Annotated in this window: 13 protein-coding genes and 1 tRNA gene; 7 read left to right on the forward strand and 7 right to left on the reverse strand. The window is 63.8% G+C overall.

Annotated elements, in window-relative coordinates; translation table 11 throughout:
• Positions 1-100 precede the first annotated feature (100 nt).
• Positions 101-3,244: a Hint domain-containing protein gene (locus tag ACEWPM_RS01570; RefSeq protein ID WP_393960724.1), complete on the reverse strand. Its 3,144-nt coding sequence runs from the start codon at positions 3,242-3,244 to the stop codon at positions 101-103.
• Positions 3,245-4,049: 805 nt separating this feature from the next.
• Positions 4,050-4,133 (reverse strand) — tRNA-Leu (locus ACEWPM_RS01575).
• Between the two features lie 190 nt (positions 4,134-4,323).
• Between ACEWPM_RS01575 and ACEWPM_RS01580 the strand changes: the two genes are divergently transcribed.
• Both ACEWPM_RS01580 and ACEWPM_RS01585 read left to right on the forward strand, forming a co-directional pair.
• Positions 4,324-4,902 (forward strand): YqaA family protein, encoded by a 579-nt coding sequence (locus ACEWPM_RS01580; protein WP_393960725.1) that lies wholly within the window; start codon positions 4,324-4,326, stop codon positions 4,900-4,902.
• 3 nt (positions 4,903-4,905) lie between these two features.
• Complete coding sequence (locus tag ACEWPM_RS01585) at positions 4,906-5,373, forward strand: disulfide bond formation protein B (RefSeq protein WP_393960726.1); 468 nt, start codon at positions 4,906-4,908, stop codon at positions 5,371-5,373.
• Here the strand turns inward: ACEWPM_RS01585 and ACEWPM_RS01590 are convergent.
• Entirely contained in the window at positions 5,370-5,798 is a 429-nt protein-coding gene (locus ACEWPM_RS01590; protein ID WP_393960727.1) for an Lrp/AsnC family transcriptional regulator, read from the reverse strand. The genes ACEWPM_RS01585 and ACEWPM_RS01590 overlap by 4 nt on opposite strands.
• A gap of 115 nt (positions 5,799-5,913) precedes the next feature.
• Between ACEWPM_RS01590 and rocF the strand changes: the two genes are divergently transcribed.
• Genes rocF through ACEWPM_RS01605 form a run of 3 tightly spaced genes read left to right on the forward strand, consistent with a single transcriptional unit; the run spans position 5,914 to position 8,833 of the window.
• Entirely contained in the window at positions 5,914-6,843 is a 930-nt protein-coding gene (gene rocF / locus ACEWPM_RS01595) for an arginase (protein WP_393960728.1), read from the forward strand.
• A complete protein-coding gene (ctlX, locus tag ACEWPM_RS01600; RefSeq protein ID WP_393960729.1) occupies positions 6,840-7,781 on the forward strand; it encodes a citrulline utilization hydrolase CtlX in 942 nt (313 codons plus the stop codon). Before rocF ends, ctlX begins: the two co-directional genes overlap by 4 nt.
• Complete coding sequence (locus ACEWPM_RS01605) at positions 7,778-8,833, forward strand: ornithine cyclodeaminase (RefSeq protein ID WP_393960730.1); 1,056 nt, start codon at positions 7,778-7,780, stop codon at positions 8,831-8,833. The genes ctlX and ACEWPM_RS01605 overlap by 4 nt, the downstream gene beginning before the upstream one ends.
• A gap of 274 nt (positions 8,834-9,107) precedes the next feature.
• Here the strand turns inward: ACEWPM_RS01605 and ACEWPM_RS01610 are convergent, their stop codons facing one another.
• Entirely contained in the window at positions 9,108-9,344 is a 237-nt protein-coding gene (locus tag ACEWPM_RS01610; protein WP_393960731.1) for an EF-hand domain-containing protein, read from the reverse strand.
• Positions 9,345-9,607: 263 nt separating this feature from the next.
• Between ACEWPM_RS01610 and ACEWPM_RS01615 the strand changes: the two genes are divergently transcribed.
• Entirely contained in the window at positions 9,608-10,135 is a 528-nt protein-coding gene (locus ACEWPM_RS01615) for an RNA polymerase sigma factor (RefSeq protein WP_393960732.1), read from the forward strand.
• 97 nt (positions 10,136-10,232) lie between these two features.
• Here ACEWPM_RS01615 and ACEWPM_RS01620 read toward each other — a convergent pair whose 3' ends face one another.
• The 3 genes from ACEWPM_RS01620 to ACEWPM_RS01630 are packed head-to-tail and all read right to left on the reverse strand — an operon-like array spanning position 10,233 to position 12,536.
• The gene (locus tag ACEWPM_RS01620; RefSeq protein ID WP_393960733.1) at positions 10,233-11,069 is read right to left on the reverse strand and encodes an ABC transporter substrate-binding protein; all 837 of its coding nucleotides are present in this window, start codon (positions 11,067-11,069) and stop codon (positions 10,233-10,235) included.
• A 52-nt stretch (positions 11,070-11,121) separates the two neighbouring features.
• On the reverse strand, positions 11,122-11,811 hold the full coding sequence (locus tag ACEWPM_RS01625) for an ATP-binding cassette domain-containing protein (protein WP_393960995.1): 690 nt from the start codon (positions 11,809-11,811) through the stop codon (positions 11,122-11,124).
• Positions 11,812-11,831: 20 nt separating this feature from the next.
• Positions 11,832-12,536 (reverse strand): ABC transporter permease, encoded by a 705-nt coding sequence (locus ACEWPM_RS01630; RefSeq protein WP_393960996.1) that lies wholly within the window; start codon positions 12,534-12,536, stop codon positions 11,832-11,834.
• A gap of 215 nt (positions 12,537-12,751) precedes the next feature.
• On the opposite strand from ACEWPM_RS01630, the gene ACEWPM_RS01635 reads away from it, so the two are divergent.
• The gene (locus ACEWPM_RS01635; RefSeq protein ID WP_393960734.1) at positions 12,752-13,615 is read left to right on the forward strand and encodes an FAD binding domain-containing protein; all 864 of its coding nucleotides are present in this window, start codon (positions 12,752-12,754) and stop codon (positions 13,613-13,615) included.
• Positions 13,616-13,644 lie beyond the last annotated feature (29 nt).

A 13,644-nucleotide genomic window follows, 5' to 3' on the forward strand; every position in this document is an offset into this window, starting at 1 on the left:
GTTCCAAAAACGAAACAATCCCGGCCTTTCGGCCAGGATTGCCTCACTATTTCTGGATCCCAGATGCTCGCCGCTACCGGAGCCCAAGGACCGCAAAGGCTTACTTGGTCAACAGGCGCGCCTCGTGCTTCTTCAGCGAACGGCGGGCGGCCTGATAGGCTTCGATGCCCTCAAAATCGCGCAATTCAGGGAAGAGCGCATAGATCTCGCCGCGCTGCTCGTCGCCCATATCGCCCAGCGTCTGCTCGCCCGGCTGGAAGCTTTCGGTCCAGCTGCCATTCGACAGCACAACCTCATGCTGGTCGAACATGAAGTGGATGTAGCTGATCGCACTCGTGTCCACCGCATCCACGCCTTCCAGGTCGGTCAGATGCTTGGCTGCGGCCAGCACTTCGCGGTCCTCGAAATAGAGGGCGGTTTTCTCGTTGTTGATCAGCACCCGGTGGTTTGGACTGACCAACAGGTCACGCTCGGGCAGACCGCGACCAAGGCTACCGGCGCGGATCAGCACCGGGCGCAGATGCGGCGCTTGCAACAGCTCGGCCCCGGCCAGATCGCGGCAGCCCAGCCAGCGGATTTCCTGCAGGCCGTTGTCCCGGGTAATGATCCGGTCGCCAACCTGTAGCTCTTCCACCAGACGCTCGCCCTTGGGCGTTGCGATCACGGTGCCGGGTGTGAAGCAAGGGATGATCCGCTCGATTTCCTGAAAGGTCATCGAGCCGGTCACGGCGCCGCCGGGCGCGTCGAGGAAATTGATCGTGCCGCTGGTCGAGTTGCCATCGGCATCGACCGTCTCGCCGACGATCTGGTAGGGACCCGCGCCGGTCAGATCGAGCGTGTCGAAATCGTCGCCCCCCGAGCCGCCATCGGCATTGTCGCCATTGCCGTCTTCGGCCGATCCGATGATGAACGTATCCCGGCCCGTATCGCCCGACATGTCATCCGCGCCCGCGCCGCCGATGATGACATCGTTATCGGCGCGGCCCTCGATAGTGTCGTCGCCTTCACCACCCAGAATGGTATCGTCGCCATTGCCGCCGCGCAGGCTGTCATCGCCGTCACCGCCCAGGATGCTGTCGTCGCCGTCCTGGCCCCGGATGAAGTCGTCGTCGATCCCGCCGTCCAGCGTATCATTGCCGCTACCGCCAAGGATCGTGTCGTTGTCATCCTCGCCAAGGATCAGATCGTCGCCAGCCCCGCCGTCGATGAAGTCATCCGCATTGTCCAGCTCGGGATCGATTGCATCGGGAATGTTCGCAGCCGGTTGGTTGACACCGCCATAGATGGTGTCGTTGCCGTCACCGCCAAAGATGGTGTCGCTGCCCTCGCCGCCGATCACCTGATCGTCGCCGGCCCCGGCATTGATCTCGTCATCGTCGAGACCACCGTAGATCACGTCATCCCCGGCGCCGCCTGTAATGGTGTCTGCGTCGTCACCGGTAAAGATGGTGTCATTGCCAGCACCACCCGAAACGAGGTCGCGATCATTGTCCGTGTCCGGATCGGCAGGCACGCCCGAAGGATCGTTGAAGCCGTCATCCGGCAGCGGCGTATTGGCCCCTGTCAGCGGCGCGCTGGTGTCGATGAAGTCATCGCCGTCACCGCCAAGAGCCGTATCCTGACCGTCGCCGCCCAGGATAGTGTCATTGCCCGCCCCGCCGATCAGCGAGTCGTCGCCGATACCGCCATTCAGGGTGTCTTCACCTGCATCGCCGCTGAGCGTGTCGTCGCCCGCGCCGCCGTTCAGCCTGTCATCGCCGGCATCGCCGCCCATGCTGTCGTCACCTTCGCCGCCATTCAGCGTATCATCGCCCTCGCGGCCGCGCACGGTGTCATCTCCGGCGCCCGCCTCGACAATATCGTCGTTCGAGCCGACATCGCCCAGGATCGCGTCATTCGCATCCACCCGGTCGCCCTCGGGATCCCCGGTATAGGGAAGGTCAATCACGTCGTCGCCTTCGGTGCCGGAAACGATGCCATCACGAACCGGATCGGGGAGGATCAGGGTCTCGATCTCGGTAAAGGTCATGGTGCCAGTGACGTCGCCTGCATCATCGAGGAATTCCACCGTTCCGCTGGTCGAATTGCCATCTGCGTCCGTGGTCTCGTTGATTACCCGCAGCGGGCCGCTATCCGACAGATCGAGCGTGTCATTGTCATCGCCGCCCGCGCCGCCGTCGACCACGTCGCCGGCGGTGCCGCCGACGATCACGTCGGCATCGTCGCCGCCGGAAATCACATCCGCACCCGCGCCGCCGGTCAGAACGTCCTCACCACCCTCGCCCAGCAGGCTGTCATCGCCTTCGCCGCCGTTCAGCGTATCATCCCCCGCCGCGGTCTCCTCGGGGACCGTGTCGAAATAGACGTCGGTGATCTTGATACCCGATGTCAGTGGGCCGTTCTGGGTGTGCTCCACCTCGATCCGCGACACGGGGCCGGGGATCTCGACCAGAACCGAGAAAGTCGGATCGGTGTCGTTGCCATAAGCGCCGTTGCTGTCAGCCGTATCGGCCCCCGCAACCGAATCGTTGTCCAGCAGGGTCACGCCGGCTCCGGCAGACAGGTTCACTATCGTTGCATTGCCATCGGCATCGAAGGCACGAACCTGCACGACGCCGTCGCCATCCACGTCATTGACGCGGAACGCGACGTTTTCGACCGCATTTGAAAAATCGAGCTTGTAGGAGGCGCACCCGCCTGCACTCAGCACGTTATCAAGCGCGCTGTTACCATCCGGAGCGGGCAGATCGCCGCTATCCAGACCATCGACGAGGTGTGCCCCCTCGCTATAGACCGTCGGTCCTGTCGACGTGCCGCTAAAGGTCACCTCGGTCTTGCCGGTATCCTGGGTAAAGCCGCGCAACTTGTCGCCATCGTCGATCCCGGGTGCATTGTAGTCATTGGAATGGGGATCGGGCGCCTCGCTCCACTGGAAGACTTCGCGCACAGGGCCATTGTCGGCGGTGTCGCGATCTCCAACCAGCAGATCGTCGCCTGCGCCGCCATCGATTGAATCATCGCCCGCGCCGCCAAAGATTTCGTCATCACCCTTGCCCGCCGCAACGATATCGTCGCCGTCGCCGGCATTGACAACGTCGTCATTTCCGCTCTCGCCGTCTAGGCTGGCGTCGCCCCCGTCGATCACGTCACCCTGCGGATCCGCAGTGTAGCTTGCATCAATGATGTCGTTGCCGTTGGTTCCGTCCACCACGCCCGCACCGGTGTCTGTTCTATCGATACCCATAGTATTCCCCTCATACACAACCGTTACCGGCGCACCGCGGATCGCGGTATTTTTAAAATGTCACCGACGCCTAAGCGACCGGATAACGGTCTTCGCAAGACCCGCACGATACCAAGGGAGAATGGTGGCTTTCCAAGCAGCCACGCCTCGCGGAAAATATCCGCGACTTCGCGCTTTCATCACATCGCAAACCGGCGATATGGCGTTCACACGTCTCCCACATCCGTAAAGATGCGCGTTTCGTGTGGCCGCCCCCATGACCACAGACATTACCCCCCAGTGGGCATGTTTGTTTTAGGTTACCGCCCAAGGTGAACAAAGTGAAATTTGTGTCAATTGTGGTTCGAATGGGGCGAAACCCGGATGATCGCGCCACGATCTTGCCCCGATTCAGCGCATGAAAACGGCGATTGTTTCCACTCCCTTTATACGTGTATTCATTGATTAGGCCTCGCAAAACAAGGCTTTTCTGACGCCGCGCATCCGGCTGATCGGGTGGATTGGGGCGACATCATTGTTTCCAAAGACGCTGATCGGCCGTCCGAATTGGGACGTTAACTATGGCAGAATATTGGCAAAAAGATTGTTGTTGGAGATAGGCCAATGCGCAGAATCCGACCGGTTTGGGGTCGATTGGGAAACCTGACCATCGAATCGGCAATCTCCAGAACATCCGCTGCACGCCGGCACTCAAATCTATTCCCGCGAGTGGCGCATCGGCCGCCGCAAGCGGCCGCACCCGTAAGAGCGCGTCAGAGCTGCCAGTCCCCTGAAGTTCGATAGGATTAAGATGAAACCGTGCGCTTGGTACCCAAGGCCGGACTCGAACCGGCACGCCTTGCGGCGGGGGATTTTGAATCCCCTGCGTCTACCATTCCGCCACTTGGGCGCACTGGAGCCGAGGTCTACCGAAAGGGCACGCGCGCGTCCAGACCCTCCGCGCATTTCGGGCCAGCATTTTTGGATTTGACGAGCGGTCAGGCATGGCCCGGACAGAGGCGCCGTGCGCCATCGGGGCTTGACCGGCCCTGCCCTGCATGGTCTGAGCGCGTCACCCTTTGCCGGAGCGTGCGCCGCACATGATCAGACGCCTATATGACCGCACCATCGCGATGGCCGACCACCCGCATGCGCTCTGGGTGCTGGCCATGGTCGCCTTCATCGAAAGCTCGGTCTTTCCCATCCCGCCCGATGTGCTGATGATCCCCATGATCCTCGCGCGCCCGTCGCGGGCCTGGATCATTGCGGGCACGGCGATGCTGGCCTCGGTGCTGGGCGGCCTTGCGGGCTATGCCATCGGTGCGCTGGCCTTCGAACAAATCGGCCAGCCAATCCTTCAATCGCTGGGCAAGGCCGACGCGATGGCCGAATTCAACATGCGATTCAACGATCTGGGCTTCTGGGCGGTACTTATGGCGGGGATCACGCCATTTCCCTACAAGGTGATCACCATCATGTCGGGCTGGACGGGTATGCCACTGGCGACGTTCATCGCCACTTCGATCCTGGCGCGCGGGCTGCGCTTTTTCATCGTCGCGGGTCTGCTGTGGAAATTCGGCGCGCCGATCCGCGATTTCGTCGAGCGCCGGCTGGGCCTGATGTTCATCATCTTCTTTGCTTGCCTCATCGGCGGCTTTCTTTTGGTAAAGGTGTTCTGAGCCATGTCACGCAACGCTTATATCGCCCTCGCCGCCATCGGGTCGGTCCTGCTTCTGGCGGGCGCCTATGCATTCCAGCATATAGGGGGGCTGGCCCCGTGCCAGCTTTGCCTGTGGCAGCGCTGGCCTCATGCGGCGGCGGCGCTGATCGGCCTCTTCGCGCTTGCGCTGGGTCGGTGGTCACATGGGCGGTTCATGCCGTGGCTGGGCATGTTGGCAGTGCTGACCAGCGCGGGCATCGCCGCCTACCACACAGGCGTCGAGCGCGGCTGGTGGGAAGGCCCGACCGCCTGCTCGGGTGGCGGCTTGGGCGCAGGATCGGGGTCTGACCTTCTCAGCCTCGAAGGCCCGCTAGGCGTCGTGATGTGCGACGAGGTTGCGTGGCAGATGGCAGGCCTGTCGATGGCCAGTTGGAACATGCTGGCCTCATTCGCGCTGGCGGTCCTCTGGGGGATGGCCGCGCGGCGCTAACCAGCCGATTTACGCGTCGAGAGGAGCAAGCTCGTTTCGCTACTGACCACACCGTCTAGGCGACGGATCTGAGCCAGCACGCGGTCGAACTCCTCCAGCGTCGGCGCGCCGATCTCGACGATGATATCCCATTGGCCATTGGTGCTATGCAAGGCCCGCACCGCGCTCAGCCCGTTCAGCTGGCGCAGGATGCGGTCGGTGCCGCGCCCCTCGATGCCCAGCATCATCAGCCCGCGCACCGGATCGCGTGCGGCATCGGCCTTGAGAACGACGGTAAACCCGACAATCTCGCCGCTGCGCTGAAGCCGCTCGATCCGGCTGCGCACCGTCGTGCGCGATACACCAAGGCCCGCTGCCAGATCCGACAGGGACGCGCGCGCGTCATGGCGCAGCGCGGATATGAGCGCACGGTCAATTTCGTCCATATAGGCTGTCCTTTGTTCCGTTTTGCACAAACTTGTTCCCTTCTGTGCAAATTGTCCACTTCCATCCGCCCCATTCGCGCAACACATTGCAGCCAACCGAATTGAGGAGAGCGATATGAACGGCAAGACATGCATATTGATCGGCGCGCCCATGGATGCCGGCAAGCGCCGTCAGGGGTGTCTTATGGGCCCCGACGCCTACCGCACGGCGGGCCTAGGCCCGGCGCTGGCCGATCTGGGCCATGACGTGGTGGATATCGGCAATGTCGCGCCCGATGCGGCCGAGCGGCATCCCGATCTGCCCGATCACCTCTACCAGCCCGCCGAGATGATCGGCTGGACCTCTGCCCTCGCCCGCGCCGCCGAAGAGGCGCTGCCGCGCGGCCTGCCCATCTTCATGGGCGGCGATCACGGCCTTGCGCTTGGCTCGGTCCTTGGCGCCGCGAACCATGCCGCACGCGAAGGGCGGCCCCTCTTCGTGTTGTGGCTGGATGCGCATACCGATTACCATACACCCCAAAGCACCGGCTCGGGCAACCTGCATGGCGCGCCTCTGGGCTATGTGACGGGCCGCGACGGCTTTCACGGCTTTCCCGAGGTGGCGCACCCGGTACCGCATGAAAACATCTGCCTTCTGGGCTTGCGCTCGGTCGATCCGGACGAGCGTGAGGCGATGCAGGCCACCCATGTGCGCTATCACGACATGCGCAGCATCGACGAGACCGGCATTGCCAGCCCCCTCTCCGATTTCCTCGCCGCCGTGGAGAAGGCGAACGGGATGCTGCATGTCTCGCTCGACGTCGATTTTCTCGACCCCAGCTTTGCCCCCGCCGTCGGCACCACCGTGCCGGGCGGCGCGACGATGCGCGAAGGGCATCTGGCCATGGAGATGATCTGCGACAGCGGCCTGATGACATCGCTTGACCTGGTCGAGCTCAACCCATTCCTCGATGATCGGGGCCGCACGGCGCAGGTCATGGTCGATCTGGCGGCCTCCGCGCTTGGCCGCCGCGTCTTCGACCGCCCGACGAGGGCCTTCTCATGACGGTCCAAGCCCCTGCAAACGTGGTGATGATCCGGCCCAACCGGTTCCACCCCAATCCCGAGACGGCTGCCGACAACCGGTTTCAGTCGCGCCCCACGCTGACCGAGGTCGAGGTCGCGCAGGCGGCGGCAGACGAGTTCGACGCCGCCGCGGCACGGCTTCGGGCCGAGGGTGTAGGCGTGCATGTGTTTCAGGACGACCGCGACGACACGCCCGATTCCGTCTTTCCCAATAACTGGTTCTCGACGCATCCGGGCGGGCATGTCGCCGTCTATCCGATGTTCGTGCCCAGCCGCCGCCGCGAGCGGCGCGATGACGTGATCGAGATGCTGAAACGCGAATACCGCGTACAGGTCGTCACCGATTACTCGGGGCTGGAGCAGGACGGGCTGGCCCTGGAAGGCACCGGCGCGATGGTCATCGACCATATCGGGCGCATCGCCTATGTTGCGCGCTCGCACCGCGCCGATCCGATCCTGCTCGAGCGTTTCTGCACCAATTTCGGTTACGAGCCGATGGTGTTCGACGCAATAGATGAGAGCGGCGCGCCCGTCTATCACACGAATGTGGTCATGGCGATCGGCACGCATTTCGCGATGATCAGCCTCGACATGATCAAGAACGCAAGCCGCCGCGCCGAGATCGCCGAGCGCCTGGCCGAGCCGGGCCGCGACGTGATCGACCTCAGCCACCACCAGATTGCCGAATTCGCCGGCAACGCCATCGAGCTGAACACGCCGAGCGGCCTGATGGCTGCCATGTCCAGCCGCGCCCTCGCGGCCCTCGACAAGAACCAGATCGCAATGATCGAGCGATCAGCCCGCATCGTGCCGCTGGACATCCCCACCATCGAAAGCGCAGGAGGATCGGTGCGCTGCATGCTTGCCGGTCTGCACCTCGCCAAACGCAACACGAACCCCGAGAAGGCAAACAGATGAGCAACCTCTTCCCCTCCGAAAAGGCCTACGTGCCTTTTGTCAGCGTCGACAACATGATGAAGCTGATCCACCATATCGGCATCGAAGAGATGCTGGCCGGCCTTGCCACCTATATCGAGGAAGATTTCAAACGCTGGGAGCTTTTCGACAAGACCCCCCGCGTCGCCAGCCATTCCGCAGAAGGCGTGATCGAGTTGATGCCGACCTCGGATGGCGAGGTTTACGGATTCAAATATGTGAACGGCCATCCCAGCAACACCAAGCTGGGCTATCAGACGGTCACCGCCTTCGGCCTTCTGGCCAATGTCGGTAACGGCTATCCGGTGCTGCTGAGCGAGATGACCATTCTCACCGCGCTGCGCACGGCCGCCACATCGGCGCTGGTGGCGAAATACCTCGCGCCCAAGGGCGCGGACACGATGGCGATGATCGGAAACGGCGCGCAGTCCGAGTTCCAGAGCCTCGCGATGAAATCAATCGTCGGCATCAAGAACGTCCGCCTTTGGGATATCGACAAGGCGGCCACCGAGAAGGCCGCGCGCAACCTTGAAGGCATGGGCCTCAACGTCGTCAAATGCGAGAGCGCCGAGGCCAGCATGGAAGGTGCGCAGATCATCACGACCTGCACGGCGGACAAGCAATACGCGACCATCCTGACTGACAACATGGTCGGCGCGGGCGTTCATATCAACGCCATTGGCGGTGACTGCCCGGGCAAGACCGAGCTGGCCCCTGCCATTCTTGAGCGCTCGGATGTCTTTGTCGAATTCCCGCCCCAGACCCGCATCGAGGGCGAGATTCAGCAGATGCCCGAGGATTTCGCTGTCACCGAGCTGTGGCAGGTGATGACGGGCGCCGCCAAGGGCCGCACCAGCAACAGCCAGATCACGCTTTTCGACTCCGTGGGCTTCGCCACCGAGGATTTCAGCGCGCTGCGCTACGTGCGCGCGCAGATCGAGGGGACGAACTTCCATCAGGACCTCGACATGCTGGCCGACCCGGACGATCCGCGCGACCTCTTTGGCATGGTGCGGCGGGCAACGCCCAAGTAATCAGCGCGCCGGACCGCGCCTGGGTCATCAAGGCGGCGGACCGCCTCGAGGCGAAACTTGGGACCCTCACGAATAGCGAAAACGGCGCGCCCAATTCAGGCCGCGCCGTTTTTCTGATTCATGCCATGTCGTCCAGCGCCGCAGAGCAAGCCCTTGGGATGCCTGCCCTGCGGCCACCTTCCCCCGGTGGCCGTGTTTGTTGGAGAAGAAACTCACCGGGGGAAAACGCACTGTCCAGCCAGCGTTGCGGCCAGCCAGGCAGAGTCAGCCCGGTTTAGCTGGCCGGAAGCAGGCCAGCGTCCGTCGCTGCCGTCAATTCGGCATCGTCAACGGCGCCGTCGCCGTTCGAGTCGATTTCACTGAACTGCTCGGCGGTCATGTCGGGATAGGCTGCCTGAACCTCTTCCATCGTCAGCATGCCATCGGCGTTGGTGTCCATGGCCGACATTTCCGCGAATGCGGTCGTTGCCATTGCGCCCATGCCGAGTGCGAGTGCGATATATTTGGTCATGTGATATCTCCTGATTATCAAGTCATCTTGGGAAGAGGCCTCATCGCCCGCTTCACCTAACAAGACGCGGCTAATGGCAATCGCGTCCCGTCACATTCACCGCATTCGCGCCATTGGCGGCGCGGCGCCGATGACGCGATCGCAATCGGCGCGCCTCCGCGCAAAAAGGCCGATTTGGCCCTATCGGCGGAAAGACCCCGGATTGCCTAGAGAAAAAATGCTGCGACTGTAGATAGATATCGTCTCAACAAGAGGTCTGTCCGATGCTGCCCAACCTGCCACTCCTTTCAGAAGAACCAGCCTGTTCGACCCATGTCATGGTCGCACTGCATCCCGACTTGATGCGTCTGGCCCGCCGCCTCGCCGATAGCGAGGCCGAGGCCCAGGACCTGGCTCAAGAAACGCTTTTGCGCCTTTGGCGCCGGCGCGGCGAGATGGCCGAGATCGAGGATCTACGCGCCTACGCGCGTGCCGCGCTGCGCAATCTCTATCGCCAGGGCCTGCGCCGCGCGCCGCATCTTCCGCTGGAGGACGAGGACGCCCCGAGCACCGAGCCCGAGGTTTTTGCCAGCCTCGCGCTGTCGGATCTGCAGGAGGCCATCGCGCGCCTGCCGAGAGATCAGGCCGCGCTCATCGCGCTGGTCATCGCGGGCGAGACCAGCCCTGCGGCGCTGGCCGGGCAAACGGGCTGCGGCAAGAACACCGTGATGTCCCGCCTCGCCCGCGCCCGTGCGCAACTGCGCCGCGAGATGGATCTGGCCCCCGGGGCGCCGGTGGCGAGCCTATTCTGAGAACGGCGGCTAGCCACAGCCACAAATCGGAATCAAAAACGGCGCGACCCTCAGGCGCGCCGTTTCATCTCCATCACCGGATCGCCGTCCGCCGCACTTACTCGGCCGCCTTGGACATATCCGTCATCTCGGCATTGAAGGTAAAAAGCTGCTCGCCCGCGATGCGGTAGCCGTCAATCAGCTCCTTGGCGCGCGCGCTGGTCAGCCAGACCTCCAGCTCCTCGGCCAGATCGCTCTTGATGTAGTCGCCCTTGTCCGGATCCACCGGCAGGTAGGCGTATTGATTAAAGAGCAGCGGATCGCCCGAATAGAGCAGTGCCAGATCGGCCTTGTTGCCGAAATTCAGCCAGCTGGCCCTGTCGGACATGATATAGGCGTTGATCCCCGCGGCCGTATTCAGCGCGGCGCCCATGCCGGCGCCAATCTCCTTGTACCAGTCGCCCTCCGCATCCGGCTTGAGCCCGGCCGCGCTCCATAGGCTCAGCTCTTTCTTGTGGGTGCCGCTGTCATCGCCGCGGCTGACGAAAGGCGCGTCGGCCTCAGCGATGGCCTCCAGCGCCTCGGCGGCGCTGCCCGCACCCTTGATGCCCGCCGGATCGGCCTCGGGGCCGACCAGAACGAAATCATTATACATAATCTCGCGGCGATGGGTGCCGTGACCCGCCTCGACGAATTTCTCCTCGGCGGCGCGCGCATGGACAAGGATCGCATCCACATCGCCCGCCTCGCCCAGCTTGATCGCCTGGCCGGTGCCGACGACCAGAAGTTGCACGTCAATGCCGGTATCCTTGAGGATCTCGGGCAAGAGCACTTCGGCAAGGCCGGAATTGTGGAAGCTGGTCGTGACGGCCATCTTCATCTCTTCGGCCTGTGCCGGGGCGGTTGCCGCCGCACTGCCAAGCATCAGCGCCACTGCAAGGGTGAATTTACGCATCTGGGTAACTCCTTTTCGTCGTCTCATGTCTGAGGGTCGTTCAAGCTGAAGGTCATTCAACGATATCGCCTGCCAGAAAGGCGCGCGCGGCCTCCGTGGTGGGTGTATCGAAAAAGGCGCGAGCGGGTCCGGTCTCATGGATTTTGCCGCCGCGCAGAAATATCACCTCACGGGCCAGGCGCCGGGCCTGCCCCATGTCATGTGTCGCCATGACGATACGTGTTCCCGCTTCGGTGGCAAGGGCCAAAAGCGTCTCGATCTCGCGCGTGGCGCGCCCGTCGAGCGAGGCCGACGGCTCGTCGAGGAACAAAAGCTCAGGCGCTGTGACCAGGGCGCGGGCGAGGGCCAGCTTCTGCTTCTCGCCGCCCGAAAGGACCGTGGCCGCGCGGGCCTCCATCCCCTCGAGGCCGATGCGCGCGCACCAGCCCGCCGCCGCCTCGCGCGCCGCGCGGCGCGGCGTGCCCGCAAGGCGCAGCGGATAGGCCAAATTGTCCAGCACCGAACGGCGCAGCATGACCGGCGTTTGAAAGACGAAGGCCTGCCGGTGCAGCGCCTCGCCGCGCGGGCAGGACCAGGTGATATGTCCCTCGCTCAGCCGCTCGAGCCCGTGCAGCGCCTTGAGCAGGGTCGACTTGCCCGCCCCGTTGGGGCCGATTACCACCGTGACTCCCTGCCCGCCGATATCCATGTCGATGGGGCCGATCAGACGCTTGCCGCGCCGATGCACGGCGCCGTCCGTCATGGAGAGAGGTAATAGCGCGCTCACCACCGGCCCTCCGTCTCGGTCCGGCTGAGCGCGTGGATGGCGAGGTTGATCACGATCGACAGCGCGATCAGGATGAATCCCAGCGCCAGTGCCAGCGCGAAATTCCCCTTGCCGGTTTCCAGCGCGATGGCCGTGGTCATGACCCGCGTGGCATGGTCGATATTACCGCCGACAATCATGATTGCGCCCACCTCGCCCACGCCCCGGCCAAAACCCGCCAGCCCCGCCGTCAGCAAGGCGCGGCGTCCATCATAAAGCAGCGCCGTGATGCGCTGGCCGCGCGTGGCGTTCATCGAAATCAGCAGGTCGTGATACTCGGCCCAGAGATCACGCAGCGACTGATGCGCGATCGAGGCAATGAGGGGCACGATGATGACAACCTGCGCGACGATCATCGCCGTCGGCGTGAAAAGGAGGCCCAGAACGCCGAAAGGCCCCGACCGCGACAGCAGCACATAGACGATCAAGCCCACCACCACGGGCGGCAGGCCCATCAGCGCGTTGAGGATCGCGATCGTGCTGCGGCGCCATCGAAACCGCTGCACCGACAGCAGGGCCGCTAGGGGCAGCGCGATCACGCAGGCGATGACCAAGGCGGTGCCGGTCACGCGCAGGCTGCGCCACGCGATCTCGTAGAGGTCAGGATCGAGGCTACGAATCAGCCAGACCGCCTGCACCATGCCATCCCAAACGTCGCCCATGCCCTTGCGCCCGTTTCCTTTTCGCCGCGTCACCCCGCCCACCCGTATGGCGCGGCTGCGCGCCATGCAAGATATCCCGTGAACGATTGCGCCTCAGCGCCCTGCCCCTCACGCTGCAGGCGCCCCCGAAGATTCGCGCGGCCAGTCATTGCGGGCGCGCTTTGATTGGGGTTTACTTGGGTATAAATCCCAGTGCGCAAGCCATGGAGCCAGCTATGCAATACATGAAACCGCAAACCGCAGCCGAAGTGTCGGACATCCTCGCCCGCAGCGAGGGCGCCGCACGTATCCTTGGCGGCGGGACCGACCTTCTGGTTCAACTCCGCTCGGGGATGATCGAGCCCGATACGGTCGTCGATATCAAGCATTTGAGCGGTATAACCGACATCACCGAGGAAGAGGGTGGCCTGCGCATTGGCGCGGCTGTTTCAGGCCTGCGTCTGGGCGAGCATGAGGGCGCCCGTGCGCTGTGGCCCGGCGTGGTTGAGGCGTGCGAGCTGATCGGCTCGACACAGGTGCAGGGGCGTTGCACGATGGCCGGCAACCTCTGCAACGGCTCGCCCGCTGCAGATTCGGTGCCCGCGATGATCGCCGCCGCCGCCGTGGCGCGGATCGAGGGGCCGGATGGCCCGCGCGACTGCCCGGTCGAGGATATCCCCGTCAGCCCGGGCAAGACGTCGCTGGGCAAGGGCGAATTCGTCTCGTCCATCTTTCTGCCCGCCCGTCCCAACGGCGCGGCGGATGCCTATCTGCGCTTTATCCCGCGCACCGAGATGGACATCGCCGTCGCCTCGGCGGGCGTGAGCATCGAGCTCGGCAGCGACGGCACGATCAAATCCGCCCGCGTGGCCTTGGGGGCGGTTGGCCCAAAGGTCGCCCTGGTGCCGGAGGCGGCGGAGGCGATCATCGGCTCCAAACTGGAGGATCCGGCCATCGCCGCGCTGGTGCGTGCTTGCGAAGCTGCCTGCAATCCCATCGACGACAAGCGCGGCACCGCCGAGTTCCGCACTACCGTCGCGGGCGTCCTGGCCAAGCGCGCCGCCCGCATCGCCATGGAGCGCGCCACCGCGCGCGCCTGAGGCCATTTGACATTCGAGGCTCATAAGGG

This window comes from Roseovarius maritimus (assembly GCF_043355895.2).
Classification (GTDB): Bacteria; Pseudomonadota; Alphaproteobacteria; order Rhodobacterales; family Rhodobacteraceae; genus Roseovarius; species Roseovarius maritimus.

Excerpts from the sequence above, each read along its gene's own strand:
- ACEWPM_RS01570 (WP_393960724.1), bottom strand. The coding sequence starts at position 3,244 with ATGGGTATCGATAGAACAGACACCGGTGCGGGCGTGGTGGACGGAACC.
- ACEWPM_RS01580 (WP_393960725.1), top strand. The coding sequence starts at position 4,324 with ATGATCAGACGCCTATATGACCGCACCATCGCGATGGCCGACCACCCG.
- ACEWPM_RS01585 (WP_393960726.1), top strand. The coding sequence starts at position 4,906 with ATGTCACGCAACGCTTATATCGCCCTCGCCGCCATCGGGTCGGTCCTG.
- ACEWPM_RS01590 (WP_393960727.1), bottom strand. The coding sequence starts at position 5,798 with ATGGACGAAATTGACCGTGCGCTCATATCCGCGCTGCGCCATGACGCG.
- rocF (WP_393960728.1), top strand. The coding sequence starts at position 5,914 with ATGAACGGCAAGACATGCATATTGATCGGCGCGCCCATGGATGCCGGC.
- ctlX (WP_393960729.1), top strand. The coding sequence starts at position 6,840 with ATGACGGTCCAAGCCCCTGCAAACGTGGTGATGATCCGGCCCAACCGG.
- ACEWPM_RS01605 (WP_393960730.1), top strand. The coding sequence starts at position 7,778 with ATGAGCAACCTCTTCCCCTCCGAAAAGGCCTACGTGCCTTTTGTCAGC.
- ACEWPM_RS01610 (WP_393960731.1), bottom strand. The coding sequence starts at position 9,344 with ATGACCAAATATATCGCACTCGCACTCGGCATGGGCGCAATGGCAACG.
- ACEWPM_RS01615 (WP_393960732.1), top strand. The coding sequence starts at position 9,608 with ATGCTGCCCAACCTGCCACTCCTTTCAGAAGAACCAGCCTGTTCGACC.
- ACEWPM_RS01620 (WP_393960733.1), bottom strand. The coding sequence starts at position 11,069 with ATGCGTAAATTCACCCTTGCAGTGGCGCTGATGCTTGGCAGTGCGGCG.
- ACEWPM_RS01625 (WP_393960995.1), bottom strand. The coding sequence starts at position 11,811 with ATGACGGACGGCGCCGTGCATCGGCGCGGCAAGCGTCTGATCGGCCCC.
- ACEWPM_RS01630 (WP_393960996.1), bottom strand. The coding sequence starts at position 12,536 with ATGGGCGACGTTTGGGATGGCATGGTGCAGGCGGTCTGGCTGATTCGT.
- ACEWPM_RS01635 (WP_393960734.1), top strand. The coding sequence starts at position 12,752 with ATGCAATACATGAAACCGCAAACCGCAGCCGAAGTGTCGGACATCCTC.